General features: G+C 69.2%; 20 protein-coding genes. 12 read left to right on the forward strand and 8 right to left on the reverse strand.

The features are described from left to right. Positions 1 to 17: 17 nt before the first annotated feature. Positions 18 to 365, reverse strand: a complete 348-nt coding sequence (locus tag ACFVVM_RS10605) for a hypothetical protein (RefSeq protein WP_387615868.1) — start codon at positions 363 to 365, stop codon at positions 18 to 20. Between the two features lie 314 nt (positions 366 to 679). On the opposite strand from ACFVVM_RS10605, the gene ACFVVM_RS10610 reads away from it, so the two are divergent. Further along, a complete protein-coding gene (locus ACFVVM_RS10610) occupies positions 680 to 1678 on the forward strand; it encodes an alpha/beta hydrolase (RefSeq protein WP_387615870.1) in 999 nt (332 codons plus the stop codon). A 56-nt stretch (positions 1679 to 1734) separates the two neighbouring features. Here ACFVVM_RS10610 and ACFVVM_RS10615 read toward each other — a convergent pair whose 3' ends face one another. The 3 genes from ACFVVM_RS10615 to ACFVVM_RS10625 are packed head-to-tail and all read right to left on the reverse strand — an operon-like array spanning position 1735 to position 4716. After that, entirely contained in the window at positions 1735 to 2568 is an 834-nt protein-coding gene (locus tag ACFVVM_RS10615; RefSeq protein ID WP_387615873.1) for an ABC transporter ATP-binding protein, read from the reverse strand. After that, on the reverse strand, positions 2561 to 3649 hold the full coding sequence (locus tag ACFVVM_RS10620) for a FecCD family ABC transporter permease (protein WP_387615876.1): 1089 nt from the start codon (positions 3647 to 3649) through the stop codon (positions 2561 to 2563). Before ACFVVM_RS10620 ends, ACFVVM_RS10615 begins: the two co-directional genes overlap by 8 nt. After that, positions 3646 to 4716: a FecCD family ABC transporter permease gene (locus tag ACFVVM_RS10625; protein ID WP_387615879.1), complete on the reverse strand. Its 1071-nt coding sequence runs from the start codon at positions 4714 to 4716 to the stop codon at positions 3646 to 3648. Before ACFVVM_RS10625 ends, ACFVVM_RS10620 begins: the two co-directional genes overlap by 4 nt. A gap of 66 nt (positions 4717 to 4782) precedes the next feature. On the opposite strand from ACFVVM_RS10625, the gene ACFVVM_RS10630 reads away from it, so the two are divergent. Further along, complete coding sequence (locus tag ACFVVM_RS10630; RefSeq protein ID WP_387615882.1) at positions 4783 to 5718, forward strand: ABC transporter substrate-binding protein; 936 nt, start codon at positions 4783 to 4785, stop codon at positions 5716 to 5718. Positions 5719 to 5753: 35 nt separating this feature from the next. Here ACFVVM_RS10630 and ACFVVM_RS10635 read toward each other — a convergent pair whose 3' ends face one another. Continuing rightward, positions 5754 to 6443 (reverse strand): PadR family transcriptional regulator, encoded by a 690-nt coding sequence (locus tag ACFVVM_RS10635; protein WP_387616821.1) that lies wholly within the window; start codon positions 6441 to 6443, stop codon positions 5754 to 5756. Positions 6444 to 6549: 106 nt separating this feature from the next. Between ACFVVM_RS10635 and ACFVVM_RS10640 the strand changes: the two genes are divergently transcribed. After that, positions 6550 to 7056 (forward strand): flavin reductase family protein, encoded by a 507-nt coding sequence (locus tag ACFVVM_RS10640; RefSeq protein WP_387615884.1) that lies wholly within the window; start codon positions 6550 to 6552, stop codon positions 7054 to 7056. A gap of 45 nt (positions 7057 to 7101) precedes the next feature. On the opposite strand, the gene ACFVVM_RS10645 is transcribed toward ACFVVM_RS10640, so the two are convergent. Beyond that, the gene (locus ACFVVM_RS10645; RefSeq protein WP_387615886.1) at positions 7102 to 8724 is read right to left on the reverse strand and encodes a flavin-containing monooxygenase; all 1623 of its coding nucleotides are present in this window, start codon (positions 8722 to 8724) and stop codon (positions 7102 to 7104) included. Positions 8725 to 8921: 197 nt separating this feature from the next. Here ACFVVM_RS10645 and ACFVVM_RS10650 point away from each other — a divergent pair, with 197 nt between their 5' ends. The 5 genes from ACFVVM_RS10650 to ACFVVM_RS10670 all read left to right on the forward strand — a co-directional run bounded on the left by ACFVVM_RS10650 (position 8922) and on the right by ACFVVM_RS10670 (position 13789). Next, positions 8922 to 10457, forward strand: coding sequence for an FAD-binding protein (locus ACFVVM_RS10650; RefSeq protein ID WP_387616822.1), 1536 nt, complete (start codon positions 8922 to 8924; stop codon positions 10455 to 10457). A gap of 91 nt (positions 10458 to 10548) precedes the next feature. After that, the gene (locus ACFVVM_RS10655) at positions 10549 to 10920 is read left to right on the forward strand and encodes a nuclear transport factor 2 family protein (RefSeq protein WP_387615888.1); all 372 of its coding nucleotides are present in this window, start codon (positions 10549 to 10551) and stop codon (positions 10918 to 10920) included. A gap of 11 nt (positions 10921 to 10931) precedes the next feature. Continuing rightward, on the forward strand, positions 10932 to 12593 hold the full coding sequence (locus ACFVVM_RS10660; protein WP_387615891.1) for an FAD-binding protein: 1662 nt from the start codon (positions 10932 to 10934) through the stop codon (positions 12591 to 12593). Positions 12594 to 12607: 14 nt separating this feature from the next. Then, complete coding sequence (locus ACFVVM_RS10665) at positions 12608 to 12865, forward strand: hypothetical protein (protein WP_387615894.1); 258 nt, start codon at positions 12608 to 12610, stop codon at positions 12863 to 12865. A 54-nt stretch (positions 12866 to 12919) separates the two neighbouring features. Further along, positions 12920 to 13789, forward strand: a complete 870-nt coding sequence (locus tag ACFVVM_RS10670) for an alpha/beta fold hydrolase (RefSeq protein ID WP_387615897.1) — start codon at positions 12920 to 12922, stop codon at positions 13787 to 13789. 117 nt (positions 13790 to 13906) lie between these two features. On the opposite strand, the gene ACFVVM_RS10675 is transcribed toward ACFVVM_RS10670, so the two are convergent. Together ACFVVM_RS10675 and ACFVVM_RS10680 are read right to left on the reverse strand one after the other, a co-directional pair. Then, the gene (locus ACFVVM_RS10675) at positions 13907 to 14734 is read right to left on the reverse strand and encodes a mycofactocin-coupled SDR family oxidoreductase (RefSeq protein WP_387615900.1); all 828 of its coding nucleotides are present in this window, start codon (positions 14732 to 14734) and stop codon (positions 13907 to 13909) included. Position 14735: 1 nt separating this feature from the next. After that, on the reverse strand, positions 14736 to 15533 hold the full coding sequence (locus ACFVVM_RS10680; protein ID WP_387615903.1) for a mycofactocin-coupled SDR family oxidoreductase: 798 nt from the start codon (positions 15531 to 15533) through the stop codon (positions 14736 to 14738). A gap of 164 nt (positions 15534 to 15697) precedes the next feature. Between ACFVVM_RS10680 and ACFVVM_RS10685 the strand changes: the two genes are divergently transcribed. The 4 genes from ACFVVM_RS10685 (at position 15698) to dmpG (ending at position 19717) form a co-directional block, all read left to right on the forward strand. Next, positions 15698 to 16738 carry a 2Fe-2S iron-sulfur cluster-binding protein gene (locus tag ACFVVM_RS10685; RefSeq protein WP_387615905.1) on the forward strand — a complete coding sequence of 347 codons (1041 nt, stop codon included), beginning with the start codon at positions 15698 to 15700 and terminating at the stop codon, positions 16736 to 16738. A gap of 100 nt (positions 16739 to 16838) precedes the next feature. Then, positions 16839 to 17624, forward strand: a complete 786-nt coding sequence (locus ACFVVM_RS10690; protein ID WP_387615908.1) for a 2-keto-4-pentenoate hydratase — start codon at positions 16839 to 16841, stop codon at positions 17622 to 17624. A gap of 132 nt (positions 17625 to 17756) precedes the next feature. Further along, entirely contained in the window at positions 17757 to 18683 is a 927-nt protein-coding gene (locus ACFVVM_RS10695; protein ID WP_387615911.1) for an acetaldehyde dehydrogenase (acetylating), read from the forward strand. A gap of 11 nt (positions 18684 to 18694) precedes the next feature. Further along, on the forward strand, positions 18695 to 19717 hold the full coding sequence (gene dmpG / locus ACFVVM_RS10700; protein ID WP_387615914.1) for a 4-hydroxy-2-oxovalerate aldolase: 1023 nt from the start codon (positions 18695 to 18697) through the stop codon (positions 19715 to 19717). The last annotated feature ends 56 nt before the right edge of the window (positions 19718 to 19773 follow it).

The raw sequence follows: 19773 nt of genomic DNA on the forward strand, positions 1-19773 counted from the left end.
GCAGCAGGCGAACGACTTCACACATTGCCGAGCCGATCCACGTCGGCGGCCGCAGCGGCGGTGGTGCGGGATCGTTCGACGACGAGCGCGTCCACCTCGGCCCACCACTGGCGCACTGCGGGATCCGGTCGCCCCTTCCACGTCATGGCCCACCACCCCTCAGCACCCTCGACAACCCAGGTCGCGATCACCGTGTTCGACTCGTCCGGGAACCAGACGGGCGGGCTCACGACGATTCGCTCCAGGGTCATGCCACGCGCCCGTGCACCCGGCGCGTACTCGCGCAGATAGGAATCGACGAATTCCCGCGCCCGACCGGGTTCGGTGACAACGGTGTCGATCACATAGACCTTCGCGGCGTCCATTCGCCGACCGTAGGAGTCCGTCCGGACGAGAAGGCGGTGGTCTTCCGCCCAGTGGGACGAACGCGGCGGCACCAACGCGGCTGTCACCGCCTCGATGAGGGAGCGCGGTGGCCGACTGCGTCGGCCGGGCGGAAGAACACGGCGGCGGAAACGCAGCCGATGCCGCCTCAGCGGAAGACCCGAGGCGACGCGGGAGACCGAGGCGACGGGAGCGCGGCGGTGTCCGCCCAGCGGGAGAACGCGGTGGCGCGCGGGTGCCGCGAACCTACCGTGAAATCCGTTGCTCGACCCACGAGCCGTACCAAGGAGGGCCAGTGACCGCCTCACGTTTCCCGACGACCGGGCCCGGCGCCGTGCCCGACCCGCAGGTGGCCGCCATGCTCGCCGCCCTCGATGACGGATTCCCCGATGTCGCGTCGATGCCCGCCGCCGACGTCCGTGCCGCGATCCGCGCCAGACGCTCGACACCGCAACGTCTTCCGGACCTGCGCGAGGCACGCGATGTCACCATCGCCGGACCGGGCGGCGATCTGGGTCTGCGGGTCTACCGACCACATCACGTCGAGTCCCCGCTCCCGGTGATCGTGTTCGCGCACGGCGGTGGCTTCGTGTTCTGTGATCTCGACAGCCATGACGAGTTCTGCCGGTCGATGGCGGTGGGTGTCGGGGCGGTCGTGGTCGCGGTGGACTATCGGCTCGCCCCCGAGCATCCGGGCCCGGCCGCGCACGAGGACGTGCTGGCCGCGCTGCACTGGACGGCGGCGCACATCGGCGTGCACGGCGGAGATCCGGCGCGGATCGCGCTGGCCGGGGACAGCGCGGGCGGCAATCTCGCGGCGACCGTGGCCATCGCGGTGCGGGATCGGGGCGGCCCGCCGATCGCCGCGCAGGTGCTGCTGTATCCGGTGATCGACGACGATTTCGAGACCGAGTCCTACCGCCGCTTCGGCACCGGCCACTACAACACCACCGGCGCCATGCGGTGGTACTGGCAGCAGTACGCCCCGCACGGCACCGACGACGTCCGCCTGGTCCCGACCCGCGCGACCACCCTCGCCGACCTACCCGCAGCCGTCGTGATCACCGCCGAACTCGACCCACCCTGCAGCTCCGGCGACGCCTACGCCGCCCGTCTGGCCGCCGACGGCGTCCCTGTCCGGCACCGCCGCTACGACGGCCTCTTCCACGGCTTTCTCACCATCCCCACGCTGACGGCAACCACCACCGCCCGCGCCGAGATCTGGCCGATGATCCGCGAATCCCTCACCCTCGCCACGACACCCGAGAGTGCCCCCATACAACTGGACCGTTGATCACCAGGCTCGCAGTGCGCCACCGGCCGGGAAGCCGCGCCACCGGAGCCTGGTGATCACTCGTCCACGGGGCGGCGGCCGGGGACGATCATCGGCAGGCCGGTCACGGGGTCGTCGATGACGACGCAGTCGAGGTCGAAGACCTCGCGGACGAGGTCGGGGGTCACGAGCTCACGGGGACTGCCCCGGCCGATGATGCGGCCGTCGCGCATGGCGATGAGGTCGGTGGCGTAGCGGCAGGCCAGGTTCAGGTCGTGCAGGACCGCGACGACGGTGCGGCCGTGCTCGCGGTACAGGCGTTCGCACAGATCGAGAACGTCGATCTGATGGCTGATGTCGAGGTAGGTGGTTGGTTCGTCGAGCAGCACGATCGAGGTCGACTGGGCGAGCACCATGGCGATCCAGACCCGTTGGCGCTGACCGCCGGACAGTTCGTCGACGCGGCGGTGCCGCAGTTCGGTGGTGCCGGTGGCGGCCAATGCCTCGGTGACCGCGGCGGCGTCTTCGTCGGACCACTGGCGCAGCAGGCCCTGGTGCGGGTACCGGCCGCGGGCAACCAGATCGCCGACGACGATGCCGTCGGGCGAGCCCGGGGTCTGCGGCAGCAGGCTCAGCCGGCGCGCGGTCTCCTTGGTGGAGTAGCCGTGAATCGCCTTGCCGTCCAGGATGACCGAGCCCGAGTCGGGCCGCAGGATCCGGCCCAGCGCCGCGAGCAGGGTCGACTTGCCGCAGGCGTTGGGCCCGATGATGACGGTGAACCGGCCGTCCGGCACGGCGATGTCGACATCGTGGAGCACCGCGCGATCGCCGTAGGACACGCGCACCGCCTCGCCGCGCAGCCGGGCGCCCACCGCGGTCGATTCCGCTGTCGGAGTGGATGTTTCAGACACGGTGACGAAGACCCTCTCGTACCAGCAGCCAGATGAGGAAGACCCCGCCGATGCTCACGGTGATGACACCGACCGGCACCGGTGCGGGGAAGGCGTGTTCGGCGACCAGGTCGCTGACGCCGAGCAACAGCGCGCCGACACACGCGGCGGGGAGAATGCCCGCGCCCGGCGTGCGGGTGATGCCGCGAGCCAGATGCGGTGCGGCCAGCGCGATGAACGAGATCGGGCCCGCGGCGGCCACCGACAGGCCGACCAGGATCGTGGCGGCCAGCATCAGGGCCATCCGGGCGCGACCACTGCGCACGCCGAGCGTCATCGCCACGGTGTCGCCGAGGTCGAGGGCGTGGAAGGCCCGATTCGACAGCACGATCACCGGCGTGACGAGGGCGATGCCGATCGCGACGGCGGCCACATGACCCCAGCCGCGCCCGCTCAGCGAGCCGATCAGCCAGGTGTTCGCCACGGCGGCCGAGGGCAGGTAGGCCTGGCTGAGCACGTAGGAGGTGGCCGAGGTCGCGAGCGCGCCGAGCGCGATCCCGACCAGCACCAGCCGGGTGCCGCGCAGCCCACCGAGCACGGTGAGCACGCCGATGATCGCGAAGGTGGTGAGCGCGCCGACCGCGGCACCGATCGCGCCGAAGGTGAGCGAGCCGCCGAGCACTAGCAACACGAAGACCGCACCGAAGGACGCACCGCTGGTGAACCCGATGATGTCCGGGCTGGCCAGGGGATTGTTGTAGAGCCGCTGGAAGATCGCGCCCGCGGCGGCCAGGCCACCGCCGACGCCGACCGCGACCAGGGCCCGGGGCAACCGCCGGTCCATGACGAAGAAGCGATCGAGCCGCCGCTGCGGTGTGCCGGTGAGCACGTCCCACAGCGCGCCGGGTCCGACCTGGTATTCGCCGACCATGAGCGAGACCGCCACCAGGACGACGACGAGCGCCAGCAGGATCGCGGTGACCAGGGTGGCCCGCCGGTCGAACCGCACGGTGTAGCGGCCGATGGTGACGGCCCGATCGGTCGGGGTGACCCCGGTGCGCGTCCAGCGCCCGCCGGGCCGGGTCTGTTCGGCGACGGTCACGACTCGGCTCCCAACCGACGGCTCCAGACGATCAGCGCGATGAGCGCGGGGCTGCCGACGAAGGCCGTCATCACCCCGACCGGAACCGGGCCGCCGTCGCTGATCGCCCGGCCGAGCACGTCGGCGCCGAGCAGCAACGTCGGCGCGAGCACCATCGACAGCGGAACCAGCAACCGGTAGTCCGCGCCGACCAGATACCGGGCGATGTGGAACACCAGCAGGCCGACGAACGCGATCGGTCCGGCCAGCGCGGTCGCGGCACCGCAGAGCACGGTGACCACGATGAAGCCGAGGAACCGCACGACGCCGAGGTTGACGCCGAGCGCGACCGCGGTCCGATCGCCGAGGCTCAGCGCGTTCAGCGCCCGGCACAGGACCAGGGCCAGCAGCGCGGCGCCGAGCACGTACGGCACGAGCGGCACGACATCGGCGAGATCACGCGCGGCCAGGGAACCGATCCGCCAGAACCGGAACGAGTCGAGCACGCTCTCGTCGACGAACACCAGCAGCTGGGTGACGCCCGACAGCACCGCGGCCAACGCCACACCCGAGAGTGCGAGCCGCAACGGCGACGCGGTGGCCTGCCCGATCATCGACAGCAGGTACACGATCACCGCCGCCGCACCCGCGCCTGCGAAGGCGAACCAGGTGTATCCGGTGACCCCCATGGCACCGCCGCTGAGCGTGAGCCCGATGACCACACCGAGCGCGGCGCCCGCGTTCACCCCGAGCAGGCCGGGGTCGGCGATGGGATTGCGGGTGAGCGCGCCGATGACCACACCGGCCGCGCCGAGGGCGACCCCACAGACCAGGCCGACCACCGTGCGGCTCAGCCGCCAGTCGCCGATGATCACGCGCACACTGTCGTCACCCTGCCCGAACAGGGCGGCGACCACCTCACTCATCGGGATGGATTTCGCGCCGATCGCGAGACTGGCCACGCAGACGCCGAACAGCACGACCGCCGCGATCAGCAGGATCGCACCACCACGCAGGAGCGGACCGGTGCCGGCCGCGGGTGGGGATGAGCCGTGTTCCGTGGACACGGCGGCACGACTCGAAGACACCGGCGGACTGTACCGACCCCAGCAAGGGTAGGGCAACCTTGGTTAGGTTCAGCTAATGTGCACCCCGTGAAGACCGAGAACAGAAGAAGACACCGGCTGACCATCGCGCTCGGCGCGGCGGTGGCCGCGATGGGCCTGGTGCTGACCGGCTGTGGTTCGGCCGATTCCGAGGTTGCCGACGGGCACGTGGTGAAGCACGCGATGGGCGAGACGACCGTGCCCGCGCAACCGCAGCGCATCATCGTGCTGGACTCCCCGCACCTCGACGCGCTCGTCTCGCTCGGCGTGACGCCGATCGCGATCACCGAGCGCGCGGTGGGCTACGGCCCGCCGAAGTACCTGGCCGACAAGCTCGGTGGCGTGGCCACCGTCGGCACGATCCAGGAACCGGATCTGGACGCGATCGCCAATCTGGAACCCGACCTGATCATCGGCACCAAGGTCCGCCACGAGCCGCTCTACACCCAGCTCGACGCCATCGCCCCGACCGTGTTCTCGGTGAGCTCGGGCACCAACTGGCACGAGCAGGCGCGCCTGACCGCCGACGCGGTGGGCAAGACCGACGAGATGGAGGGGCTGCTCACCGAGCTCGACACCCGCGCCAAGGCGGTCGGGGCCAAGATCGACGCGCCGAACAAGACCGTGTCGATGGTCCGGTTCACCGAGGACCGCTTCCGCCTCTACGGCCCGGAGACCTTCTCGGGTTCGCTGCTGGCCCAGCTCGGCTTCACCCATCCCGCGCGCGAGTGGAACCAGTACTCGATGGTCGAGCTCGATCCCGAGCAGTACGAGCAGATCAACGGCGACATCGTGTTCCACGCCGACTACAACGGCACCGGCGCGGGAACCACCAAGGCGAGGGTCACGGCGCTGTGGGGCGCGCTGCCCGCGGTGGCCGCGAACCAGGCCTACGAGGTGGCCGACGACACCTGGATGCTCGGCATCGGCGTGCTCGGCGCGAACAAGATCATCGACGACATCGAGCGGCTGACCGCGAAGTGACGCCGCGGTGGGGGCGCCCGGTGCGCCCCCACCGCTCAGTCGACCGAGTCGTGTTCGAGTTCCTCGTCGCGCACGCGCTGTTCGATCTCGCGCCAGCGGCCCGGGGTCGGGTGCGGGTATTCGGCGCGCTCGTCGTGCTCGGCCGTCGCGAGCACGATGGCCGCCTCGTCGATCTCGTCGATGAGCTGCTGGGCGAGTTCGCGTTCGGCGGCGTAGTGGCGCTGGGCCCACTGCAGCACGATCTGTGAATAGGCCCAGCCCGGTTCGGCTTTGGCCGCCTCGGCGTCGACGGCGGCGCGTTGCTCGAGCTGATCGACGTCGGCGATGTGGTCGCGCAGGATCTGCTTGAGCCGCTCCGGTGACCCGAGATGACCGAACATCACGCGCACCAGGACATGGTGTTTGAGCACCGACGGATCCACGGGCGCCTTGTTCCACCACGTGGTGACCGCGACCCGACCCGAATCGGTGATCCGGTACAGCCTGCGCCCGCGCATGGCGTTGTCGCTGTCGAGGCGCGACGTGGCGTAGCCGTGCTGCTCGAGCTTCTTCAGTTCGGCGTAGATCTGGCTGTAGGACGGGGTCCAGTAGAAGTAGCGCAGACTCCAGTCGGCCCACTTCTTCAGGTCGTAGCCGGAGACCTCCTCCTCGTAGGAGAGCATGGCGAGCACCGCCCAGCTGGTCGGCGGCAGGTTGGGCACGCCGGGGTCGGAGTCGCTGGTCACCATCGGTGCATGTTACCAACCGGTGGGGTTGCCTCGGCGGGGTCGACAACCGCTCACCGGGAGAACATCTTGAGCGGGTCACCGCCCGCGACGGAGGGTGGGAGCCATGAATGCAGACAACCTTGTCATCGACGCCGGTGTCCCCGGCCCGGCCGAGCTGCGCAGGGTGCTCGGCCACTTCGCGACCGGTGTCGCGGTGATCGCCGCCCACGACGGGACCCGGCCGCTGGGCTTCACCTGCCAGTCGGTGGTGTCGGTGTCGCTGGATCCGCCCTATGTCTCGTTCTGTCCGGCCAAGACCTCGACGAGCTGGCCGCTGCTGCGGCAGGCGGGGGCGCTGTGCATCAACATCCTGGCCGAACAGCAGCGGGAGATGTGCCGCGGGTTCGCGGTGAGCGGGGGCGACAAGTTCGCCGGGGTCGAGTGGGACCGGGCGGGCAACGGCGCACCGGCGCTGCGCGGGGCACTGGCCCAGATCGAGGCCACCGTGGAGCTCGAGCACGAGGCGGGCGATCACACGGTGGTCCTGGCCCGGATCGGTGCGCTGCGGGCGGCCGAGAGCGGGCGGCCACTCCTGTTCTACCGGGGTGAGTTCGGCGGATTCTCCGCCTGAGGCGAGGAGCGGGGTGCTCGTCGTTCGAGCACCCCGCCGTCGTCCTCACGCCTCGATGACGTCGAAGCCCTTGTACTGCGCCGCCGCGACCTCGGCGATGATCTGGCCGTACACGCCGAAGCCGCCGACGAAGGGCATGAACACCCGCGGCCTGCCCGCGATGTTGGCGCCCAGGTACCACGAATTCGCCTCGGTCATCAGGGTTCCCGCCGCGCGGGCGGCACATTCGTCGACCCAGGACGCGACCGCGTCGGCGCGCGCTTCCATGGCCACCGCTCCCCTGGTTTCGAGGAAGCCGATGGCCTCGGCCACCCAGTCGACGTGCAGTTCCGAGTGCAGCACCATGTTGGCCAGTACCGAGGGACTGCCGGGACCGGTGAGGTTGAACAGGTTCGGGAAACCCGTGATCCCCAGTCCCAGATAGGTTTTCGGTCCCTCCCGCCAGGCCTCGTTGAGGGTCGTGCCATCCCGACCGACGATGTTCATCCGCGAGACCGAGCCGGTCATCGCGTCGAAACCGGTGGCGAGCACCAGGGTGTCGATCGGATAGTGCGCGGCGGTGGTGTGCACGCCCTCGGCGTCGATGCGGGCGATGGGGGTGGTCTTCAGGTCGACGAGCTCGACATTGTCGCGGTTGTAGGTCTGGTAGTAGTTCGTGTCGGTGCAGATGCGCTTGGTGCCGATGGGGTGATCGCCGGGGACGAGCAGGTCGGCCACTCGCGGATCGTCGATGACGGCGCGCACCTTCTCCTCCCAGAACAGCCGCGCGGTGTCGTTGGCCGCCGCGTCGGTGAGCTGATCGGGGAAGGTCTTGCTGAACAGCACTCCGCCCAGCGCCCACCGCTTTTCGTAGGCCGCGCGCCGCTCCTGTTCGCTGACCGCGAGGGCGGGCTCGGGGTGCGCCTGGTGCGGTGAGCCGCCGCCGCTGGCCATGGACAGGCGGCGACGGTTCGCGTAGTCGGCCTTCTGTGCCTGCCGGTCCTGCTCGGTCAACGGCGTGTTCCCCGCGGGCACACTGTAATTGGCGGTGCGCTGGAAGACGTGCAGTCGCTGTGCCTGTTCGGCCAGGCACGGGATCGCCTGGATCCCGGACGATCCGGTGCCGATGACACCGACCCGCTCGCCGGTCAGATCGACCCCTTCGTGCGGCCAGTGCGAGGTGTGCAGCATCCGGCCCGCGAACGTGTCGAGACCCTCGATCGCCGGGGTGTTCGCGTTCGACAGCGGACCGGTGGCCAGGACGACGAACCGTGCCGTCACCGCGCGCCCGGTGTCGGTGTCGACCTGCCAGCGCAGGGTCTGCTCGTCGAGCACGACATCGGTGACGCGGGTGCCGAATTCGATGTCGCGGCGCAGGTCGAAGCGGTCCGCGACGTGTTCGAGGTAGGCCAGGATCTCGGGCTGGGCGGCGTACTTCTCGCTCCAGTTCCACTCCTGCTGCAGCGCGTCGTCGAACGAGTACGAGTAGTCGACGCTCTCGACATCGCAGCGCGCGCCGGGGTAGCGGTTCCAGTACCAGACCCCGCCCACGCCGTCGCCGGCCTCGAGCACGCGCACGGTGAGCCCCCGGCTCCGGAACTTGTGCAGGGCGTACAGGCCCGCGATGCCCGCGCCGACGACGACCACGTCGACCTCGGCCGGGCCCTGTGCTGGTGACGATGGCTTCACTGTGCCTACCTTTCGATGGAGACCGGTTCTCCGCGGCGACGCTAGGGACGCGCGGCCTGTTCGAGCAGGTGGCTGTCCCGCTGACCGGCACGTTCGCCGAACCTGTTGCCCTCCCGGTGATCGGGACGATCCGCCCCGCGCCCGCACCCGGCGGGCCTACCGTCGTGCTCATCGCGGGGTGGTACCGGAAGGAGACAGTGGTGGACTGGAACGACGAGGTGGATGTGCTGGTCGCGGGCTCGGGCGGCGGCCTGGCCGGTGCCTACACCGCCGCCCGCGAGGGGCTCAGCGTCGCGGTCGTCGAGGCGACCGACAAGTTCGGTGGCACGACGGCGTACTCGGGCGGCGGCGGGGTCTGGTTCCCGGTCAACCCGGTGCTCGAGCGCGCGGGCACCGACGACACCATCGAGGACGCGCTCACCTACTACCGCGCCGTCGTCGGTGACCGCACGCCCGACGAGCTGCAGCAGACCTACGTCCGGCGCGGGCGCGACCTCATCGAATACCTCGAGGCCGACGATCACTTCGCGTTCCAGATGCTGCCGTGGCCGGACTACTTCGGGAAGGCACCCAAGGCACGGCTCGACGGACAGCGCCACATCATGCCGGTCCCGCTGCAGGCCGCCGAGCTGGGCGCCCTGCGCGATTCGCTGCGCGGCCCGCTCGACACCGACCGGCTCGGCGCCCCGCTGCCGGAGCTGCTCATCGGTGGGCAGGCGCTGATCGGACGGCTGCTGTGGGCGCTGTCGACCTACCCGCACGCCCGGCTGTACCTGGACTCGCCGCTGGTGGAGCTGGTGATGGAGGACGGGGAGGTCACCGGTGCGATCGTCGAACGCTACGGCGAGCGGGTCGCGATCCGCGCGCGGCGCGGGGTGGTGCTCGCGGCGGGCGGTTTCGAACAGAACCAGCAGCTGCGCGAGCACTACGGCGTGCCGGGTCTCGCGCGAGACACCATGGGGCCCTGGGGAAATCAGGGCCGGGCGCACCAGGCCGGGATCGCGGCGGGTGCCGACACCGATCTGATGGATCAGGCGTGGTGGTCGCCGGGGCTGACCCATCCGGACGGGCGATCGGCCTTCGCGCTGTGGTTCACCGGCGGCATTTTCGTCGATCAGCAGGGCAAGCGGTTCGTCAACGAGTCCGCGCCCTACGACCGGCTCGGCCGCGAGATCATCCAACGGCTCGACGAGGGCGCGATGGATCTGCCCTACTGGATGATCTACGACGACAAGGAAGGCGAGGTGCCGCCGATCAAGGCCACCAATGTCTCCATGGTCGAGACCGAGAAGTACGTCGCCGCCGGGCTGTGGCACACCGCCGACACCCTGCCCGAACTCGCCGCGAAGATCGGGGTACCGGCACAGGAACTCGTCGCCACCGTCGAGCGGTTCAACGCCCATGTCGCCACCGGTGTCGACCCCGATTTCGGGCGCGGCGACGAAGCCTACGACCGGGCGTTCTCCGGCGGCGAACCGCCGTTGGTGACCATCGACAAGGGCCCGTATCACGCGGCGGCGTTCGGGATCTCGGATCTGGGCACCAAGGGCGGGCTGCGCACCGACAGCGCCGCGCGGGTCCTCGGTCGCGACGGCGAGCCGATCGGCGGGCTCTACGCCGCGGGCAACACCATGGCCGCGGTCAGCGGCACCGTCTACCCCGGTGGCGGCAATCCCATCGGCGCCTCCATGCTGTTCAGCCACCTGGCTGTGCTCGACATGCTCGGCGCCTGACCCCTGCTCTCCCGCTGGCCGGGAGCGCGGGTCCGATGCGGCCACCGGCCGTGGTTCGGTGCACCAAACCCTTCATTTCCAGGAGCGACACATGGCATCAGCAGACGACATCCGAGAGACCGTGCGGCGGTATGTGGAGGCGGTCGGCAACGGCACCGCCGCCGACATCGTCGCCCTCTACCGCGAGGACGCGACGGTGGAGGACCCGGTCGGTTCCGAGCCCCATGTCGGCCATGCCGCGATCCGGAAGTTCTACGACGTGATCGAGCCGCTGGAGCGGTCGAGCGAGCTGTTCACCGTGCGTGTGGCGGGCGACAGCGCGGCGTTCAGTTTCCGGATCGTCACCCGGTTCGGGGACAACAGCTTCACTCTCGATCCGATCGATGTCATGACCTTCGACGAGAACGGGCTGATCACCAGCATGCGCGCGTTCTGGTCGCCCGATGACATGGTCCAGGGCTGAGCGAGGCGACGATGACCGCACCTGAACAGCACTGGGACCACGAGGTCGGCTTCCTCGTCGTCGGCAGCGGCGCCGGTGGTCTCACCGGCGCGCTCGCCGCCGCCGATCGCGGGCTCGACACCCTCGTCATCGACAAGGCGTCGGTGTACGGCGGCAGTACCGCCCTCTCCGGCGGCGGCATCTGGGTGCCGAACAATCCGACGCTGCTGCGCGCCGGGCTCGGCGATTCCCGCGCGGATGTGCGCGCCTACCTCGACGCCGTCGTCGGGGATCGGGTGCCCTCGGCCAATATCGACCGGTTCATCGACGAGGGCCCGCGAATGCTGGAGTTCCTCGAGACCAGCCCGCACCTGCGATTCCAGTGGTGCACCGGCTATTCCGACTACCATCCCGAGGCGCCGGGCGGACGTCCGGCGGGTCGCTCCATCGAGCCGCTGCCGGTGGACCTCAAGCAGCTCGGCGAGGACGAGGAGCTGTTGCGTCCCGCCGCGCTCGCGACCCCGCCCGGCCTGTTCATCACCTCCAAGGACTTCGTCCAGCTCAACATGGTGACCCGCACCTGGAAGGCCCGCTGGACGGCCCTGCTGACCGGGTTGCGGGCGGTCAAGGCGATCGTGTTGCGCAGGCACATGGACACCCTCGGCCGGGCGCTCATCGCCCGGTTGCGGCTGGCCCTGCGCGATGCCGGCGTCCCGCTGTGGCTCGACACGCCCCTGCGCTCGCTGATCACCGACGACACGGGCGCGGTGCTCGGGGTCGTGGCCGAACGCGACGGCCGCGAGATCCGGATCCGGGCCCGCCAGGGCGTGCTGCTGGCCACCGGCGGCTTCGAACACAATCAGGCCATGCGCAAGCGCTACCTGCCCGAGGGTGGTCGCGACAACTTCAGCGCCGCCTCGACCGATAACACCGGTGACGGCATCGTGGCCGGTGAGAAGGTCGGCGCCGCCGTCGATCTGATGGACGACGCGTGGTGGATGCCCTCGTTCCAGCGACCCGAAGGGGTCAACCAGGTGCTGGTGTCGGAGCGGTCGATCCCGCGCTCGATCATCGTCGACAGCGCAGGCAGGCGGTTCACCAACGAGGCCTCGCCGTACGTGACGTTCGTGCATGCCCAGCTCGCGGGCAGCCACGATCCGGCCTGGCTGATCTTCGACGCGAAAGCCAAGAGCCGCTATCCGATCGGTGGCATCGTGCCCGGGCAGAAGTTCCCGGCCTCGTGGCTGGAGACGGGCCTGATCCGCACGGCGCCGACAATCGCCGAACTGGCCGCGGCGATCGACGTGCCCGTCTCCACGCTCGGTGCGACGGTCCAGCGCTACAACGACTTCGCGCGCGAGGGCCGGGACACCGATTTCGATCGCGGGATCAGCGCCTACGACAATTACTACGGCGATCCGACCCTGCCGCAACCCGCGCTCGACGTGCTCGACAAGGGCCCGTACTACGCGTTGCGGGTGCGCATCGGTGATCTCGGCACCAAGGGCGGTCTGGTCTACAACGACAACGCCCAGGTGTTGCGGGCCGACGGCAGCGTCATCGCCGGGCTCTACGCCACCGGCAACACCGCGGCCGCGGTCATGGGCAACGACTACGCGGGCGCGGGCGCGACGATCGGACCCGCCATGGTGTTCGGCTATGTCGGCGCGCGCCATGCCGCGGGCGAACGCTGAGAGCGAGGACGGCCATGCAACCCATCCAGTGCGGTACCTGCGGGAACAAGGTCCTCGCGGAGAAGTTCAGTCCGAGCCACACCAGCGTGCAGTGGCTCGACGACGCCGAGTCCGCGTGCCCGGAGTTCGCGCGCCGGGCCGCGCTCGGTGAGCACAGCAGCTGGATCCCGACCTGTGCCGCACTGCGCGATTCCATCGAAAAGGCCGTGCTGGAAGGGGAATTGGCGACCGATCAGCTGCGGCACGAGCCGGTTCCCGGTCGGCTCGGCTGAGACATCGAAGCAAGGAGAACTCATGAACGACCTCATCGAGCGGGTGGCGCCCTGATGGACCTCGACTACGAGCACACCCGGCGCGAGATCCGCACGGACGCAGGCGTTCTGCGCTATCACGAGGCAGGCGAAGGCCCACCGCTGCTGCTCCTGCACGGGTCCGGTCCCGGTGTCACCGGCTGGCGCAATTTCCGCGGCAATCTCGCGACCTTCGCCGACCGGTTCCGCTGCCTGATCCTGGAATTCCCCGGTTTCGGCGTGAGCGAGGACTTCGGCGGTCACCCGATGGTCACCGCCCTGGACGCGGTCGGCCGCTTCGTCGACGCGCTGGGTCTGGAGCGTGTCGACATCATCGGCAACTCGATGGGCGGCGGGGTGGCGCTCAATTACGCCATCGCCCAGCCGGATCGGGTCGGCAAGCTGGTGACCATCGGCGGCATCGGCCGCAACATCTTCAGTCCCGGCCCCGGTGAGGGCATCAAGCTCCTGCAGGAGTTCACCGAGGAACCGACCCGCGAGCGGCTTATCCAGTGGCTGCATTCGATGGTCTTCGACCCGGCCATGGTCACCCAAGAGCTCATCGAGGAACGCTGGACCCAGGCCACCGACCCCGCCACCCTCGATTCGGCCCGCCGCATGTACAGCAAAGCGGCGTTCGGTGCGATGGTCCGCGCCATGGAAGCCTCCGACGCGCCCCCGCCGTGGGCGATGCTGCACAAAGTCAAGGCGCCGACGCTGATCACCTGGGGCCGCGACGACCGGGTGAGCCCATTGGACATGGCGCTCATCCCCATGCGCACCATTCCCCGTGCCGAGCTGCACGTGTTCCCGAACTGCGGGCACTGGGCGATGATCGAACGCAAGGCCGAGTTCGAGTCGGCCGTGCTGGCCTTCCTCACGCGTGAGGACGCCGCTCGGGTGTGACTCGAAAAATCCCGCGATGCGCGGGCCGTCGTGATCCGGCGGCCCGCGCATCGCTGTTCCAGCCCGCGGACAGAAATGCGGGGCGGCGGTTTCCCGCCGCCCCGCATCGGGAACGGATCAGCGCTGGGTGCTGCCCGCGTCGACCGGCAGGGTCACCGCGGTGATGTAGCGGGCCTCCTCCGAGGCCAGGAACAGGGTGGCGTTGGCGATGTCGACCGGCTCGACCCAGGGGATCGGGAGCATGTTCATCGAGACGGCCGCCTCGGCGAACTCTTCCCGGGTCGGGTGCTCGCGGTCGGGACGGAAGACCTTGCGCACCAGGTCGTTCTGGATCATCGGGGTGTCGACATTGGTGGGGTGGATGGAGTTCACCCGGACATGGTGTGGCGCGAGTTCCTTGGCCAGGGAACGCATCAGGCCGACCACACCGTGTTTGGCGGCGGTGTAGTGGGCGACGCCGACGAGGCCGCGCAGGCCGGCGATCGAGCTGGTCAGGATCATCGAGCCGCTGCCGCGGTCGATCAGGTGCGGGGTGGCGGCCTTGCAAGTCTGCCAGACGCCGGTGAGGTTGATGTCGATCATCGTCTGCCACTGCCGCTCGGTCAGGTCGAGCGCGCCCGCGCTGGAGGTGATTCCCGCGGTGGCGCAGACGATGTCGAGGGCGCCCAGTTCCTCGACGCCCGCGGCCACGGCCGCACGGAGTGCGGTGCCGTCACGCACGTCGACGATGTCGGCGACGATCTTCGCGCCCGTCGCCTCGACCGCCCGGACGGTCTCGGCGAGATCGTCTCGGCTCGCCGGTGGGATCACCACGGTGTCGACCGGGCCGCAGAGGTCCAGCGCGATGATGTCGGCGCCTTCCTCGGCGAGCCGGATGGCCTGTGCGCGGCCGATGCCGCGGGCGGCGCCGGTGATCAGTGCTACTTTGCCCGAAACCCGTGTCATGTCACACCTTCTGAGTCAGTCCGGCATCCACCACGAGCTGGGTTCCCGTCACGTAACGGGACTCGTCGGATGCGAGGAAGAGCACGGCATTGCTCACGTCGACCGGTTCCACCCACGGCACCGGCAGCAGCGTCCGGGCCGCGAGGGCCTCGGCGGCGTCCTCGCGCGTCGGATTCGGCAGGTCGGGGCGGAGTTTGGCGTAGACGTCGTCGTTGAGGATCATCGGCGTCGCCACCGAACCGGGGTGCACGGTGTTCACCCGGATCCCGCGCTCGCCCAGCTCGTTGGCCAGGGTGCGGGCCAGGCCGACCACGGCGTGCTTGCTCGCCGAGTAGTGCGCGGCGGTGGCCGCGCCGGTCAGGCCGTTGGTGGAGCTGACGATGACGATGGATCCGCCGTCGACCAGGGCGGGCGCCCCGGCGCGCACGGTGTGCCAGACGCCGGTCAGGTTGATGTCGAGGGTGCGCTGCCAGGCCTGGTCGGTCATTTCCCAGGACGGGCCGAGATCGGTGTAGATGCCCGCGTTGGCCACGATCGCATCGAGGCGGCCGAACGCGCGCATGCCGTCGGCCACGGCCGTTTCCAGCGAATCCTGGTCGCGCACATCGGCGATTCCGGTGCGGCACCGGGTGCCCGCCGCCTCGACCGCCGCCGCGGTGATCGCGAGTTCGTCCGTGGTGGTGGCGATGTCGAGTGCGATGATGTCGGCGCCCTCCTCGGCCAGCCGGCGACAGTGGGCCCGGCCCATGCCGCCGGCCGCGCCGGTGACCAGCGCGACGCTGTTCTGCATACGTTTCATCGGCCCGACGCTAGGGTCGTCGTCGGGCGCATCCGCCCTGGTCGTCCCGGTCAGCGGGCGGTGCGCGGCGGCCTCCCGGCCATCGGGATCGATCGACGTCGGCGCGCGGTCCCGCTGCCACCGTTACCCACGTTTCGCACCGGAGGCGTGATCGGAGGACGGCAGTGACGAAGACGAAGGGTGCTCGGCCGCGGGTGGTGACGCTGCGGGTCTCGGCGGTGATCGAGGAGACGGCGGACGCCCGCTCCCTGGTCTTCGACGTGCCCGACGACGACCGCTTCGCCTACCGGCCCGGCCAGTTCCTGACCCTGCGGATCCCCGGCGGACCGACGGGCCCGGTGGCGCGCTGCTATTCGCTGGCCAGCTCACCCGACACCGGCGAGCCACCGAAGGTGACGGTGAAGCGCACCGTGGGCGGCTACGGCTCGAACTGGTTGTGCGACAACATTTCTGTCGGCGACACCGTGGACGTATTGCCGCCGCTTGGCACCTTCACTCCCGCGTCGCTGGACACCGATCTGCTGCTGTGGGCGGCGGGTAGCGGGATCACGCCCGTGCTGTCGATCCTGCGCTCGGCGCTGGTGCGGGCCGAGGGCCGGGTGGTGCTGTTCTACGCCAATCGCGATCAGGACTCGGTGATCTTCGCCGACGCCCTGCGCGAGCTGGCCGACGCCTACCCCGACCGGCTCACCGTGGTCCACTGGCTGGAATCGCTGCAGGGCCTGCCGACCGCCGCGCGCCTGGCCGAATTCGCCGCTCCCTACCCGGAATACGAGTCGTTCGTGTGCGGGCCCGGTCCGTTCATGTCGGCGGTGACGACCACGCTGGCGGGTGCGGGCTGGCCGCGCGAGCGGGTGACCACCGAGGTGTTCACCTCGCTGTCGGGTGATCCGTTCGCCGACCCGGAGCCGATCGCGGCGGCGGAGACGGCCGATTCCGCGCAAGTGGAGGTCGAGCTCGACGGCGAGGTACACACCCTGGCCTGGCCGCGCTCCCGAACGCTGGTGGATGTGCTGCTGGCCGACGGCATCGATGTGCCGCACTCGTGCCGGGAGGGCGAATGCGGTTCGTGTGCCTGCACGGTCGTCGACGGCGAGGTCGGCATGGCGAACACCGGCGTGCTCGACCAGGAGGACATCGACGCCGGCTACACCCTCGCCTGCCAGGCCCGCCCGCGCACCGACACGGTCCGGATCCGCTTCTGATGTGCGCGGATTTGCTTCCATCCAGCGGGAAGACGCCGATCGGACCCCGTCCCCGCGCACCACGATGGATTCGTCATCGGAGAACAAGAATGGAGCCGACATGCTGACCGCCACCGTGCGCACCGCACTCGCCGACGAACTGGCGCGGGCCGAGCAGGATCGGGTGGCTGTCGGCCCGCTCGTCGACCGGTATCCGGGGATCGATGTGGTCGATGCCTACGAGATCCAGCTGCTCAACATCGGGCGCCGGTTGCGTTCCGGAGCCAAGGTCGTGGGGCACAAGGTCGGGCTGTCGTCGAAGGCGATGCAGCAGATGATGGGTGTCGACGAACCCGATTACGGGCATCTGCTCGCGGAGATGGAGGTCTTCGAGGACGTTCCCGTCGAGACCTCCCGCTACCTGCTGCCGCGGGTGGAGGTCGAGGTCGGTTTCGTCCTCGGTGCCGATCTGCCCGGTGCGGACTGCACCGAGGCCGATGTGCTCGCCGCGACCGTCGCCTACGCGCCCGCGATCGAGTTGATCGATTCCCGGATCACCGATTGGAAGATCGGGTTGTGCGACACCATTTCCGACAACGCGTCCTCCGCCGGGTATGTCCTCGGCCGCGAACGCGTCGCCCCCGCTGACATCGACGTCACCGCCATCGACGCGGTGCTCACCCGCAACGGCGAGGTCGTCGCCGAGGGGTGCAGTGACGCCGTGCTCGGCGATCCGGTGATCGCGGTGGCCTGGCTGGCTCGCAAGGTCGCGAGCTTCGGGGTGCGGTTGAAAGCCGGGGACATCGTGTTGCCCGGGTCGTGTACTCGCGCCATCGATGCCCGCCCGGGAGACGCTTTCCTCGCCGAGTTCACCGGCCTCGGCTCCGTTCGACTGAACTTCGCCTGAGTCGAGGACACGCACACCTCTTTGCCCATCTTCATCGGCGACAACGAAGTCCACCGTGATCCCGCGGGTTCGGCTCGGGCACTGCGCGACATCTCCCGACTCGACTCATCCCCACCACCCAGGAGGTCAACCGTGTCCAACGGGACCGTCACCGCCGCGATCGTCGGATCCGGCAACATCAGCACCGATCTGCTCTACAAACTCCTTCGCTCCGATTCCATCACGCCTCGCTGGATGATCGGCATCGACCCCGACAGCGAGGGGTTGAAGCGTGCACGTGGGTTGGGACTGGAAACCTCCGCCGAAGGCGTGGACTGGCTCCTCGCTCAGGATGAGAAGCCCGGCATCGTGTTCGAGGCGACCTCCGCGTATGTGCATCGCGCTGCGGCGCCACGGTATGCCGAACTCGGTATCCGCGCAGTCGATCTCACCCCTGCTGCCGTCGGTCCCGCAGTCGTGCCACCGGTCAACCTGGCCTCGTTATTGGACGCGCCGAACGTCAACATGATCACCTGTGGTGGACAGGCCACGATCCCGATCGTCGCCGCTGTCTCCCGCGTGGTGCCCGTGCCCTACGCCGAGATCGTCGCCTCGGTGTCCTCCGTGTCTGCCGGGCCCGGTACCCGCGCCAACATCGACGAGTTCACCAAGACCACCAGCCGTGGCGTGGAAACCATCGGCGGTGCTGCTCGGGGTAAGGCGATCATCATCCTGAACCCCGCCGAACCACCGATGATCATGCGCGACACCATCTTTGCCGCCATCCCCGAGGACGCCGACCACGATGCCATCTCGGCGTCGATCCATCGGATGGTGGCCGATATCCAACAGTATGTCCCCGGGTATCGGCTGCTGAACGAACCCCAATTCGACGAACCCTCCGTGGTTTCCGGTGGGTTGGCGAAGGTTTCCGTGTTCGTCGAGGTCGAAGGTGCCGGTGACTTCCTGCCCCCGTACGCGGGCAATCTCGACATCATGACGGCCGCCGCCACCCGCGTCGGGGAAGTTGTCGCCGATCAAATTCTCACGGCCCGGGTCGTGCATCCGAGCCAGGCGTAAGGAGACCCCTCATGGCTTTTTCCCCTGATCTCGACGTCCGCGTCACCGACACCTCCCTGCGCGACGGCTCACACCACAAACGCCACCAATTCACCGCCACCGAGGTCCGCGACATCGTCGCCGCCCTGGATGGTGCCGGAGTCCCCGTCATCGAAGTGACTCACGGTGACGGACTGGGTGGGTCTTCGTTCAACTACGGATTCTCCAAAACCCCTGAACAAGAACTCATCACGATCGCGGCGCAGACGGCCAAGCAAGCCAAGATCGCTTTCCTCATGCTCCCCGGTGTGGGCGTGAAGGAAGACATCAAGATCTCCCAGGACAACGGCGCCTCGATCTGCCGCGTCGCGACCCACTGCACCGAAGCCGACGTCTCCATCCAACACTTCGGCTACGCCCGCGACCTCGGCCTGGAAACCGTCGGCTTCCTCATGATGTCGCACACCCAACCCCCCGAAGTACTAGCCAAACAAGCGCGGATCATGGCCGACGCGGGCTGTCAGTGTGTCTACATCGTCGACTCCGCCGGAGCGCTGGTGTTGGACCAGGTCGCCGACCGGGTCTCGGCCCTGGTCGCTGAACTCGGCGACGACGCCCAAGTCGGGTTCCACGGCCACGAAAACCTCGGCCTCGCCGTCGCCAACTCCATCTACGCCGTCCGCGCAGGCGCCACCCAAATCGACGGCTCCGCCCGCCGCTTCGGCGCCGGTGCGGGCAACACCCCCGTCGAAGCCTTCATCGGCGTCGCCGACAAACTCGGCATCGCCACCGGCGTCGACTTCTTCGCCATCGCCGACGCCGCCGAAGACGTCGTCCGCCCCGCCATGCCCACCGAATGCCTCCTCGACCGTCAAGCATTGATGATGGGCTACGCAGGCGTGTACTCCAGCTTCCTCAAGCATGCCGAACGCCAAGCCGAACGCTACGGAGTCTCCGCCGCGGAAATGCTGGTCCGCGCAGGCAAACGCAAACTCGTCGGCGGCCAGGAAGACCAACTCATCGACATCGCCCTCGAACTCCAACGCGCCCGCTGAACCTGGACAAACGATCACCACGCTCTGGTGGCGGCATCGGTCGAGAGCCGAACGCC

It is taken from the genome of Nocardia sp. NPDC058176 (assembly GCF_042883805.1).
Lineage (GTDB): Bacteria > Actinomycetota > Actinomycetes > Mycobacteriales > Mycobacteriaceae > Nocardia.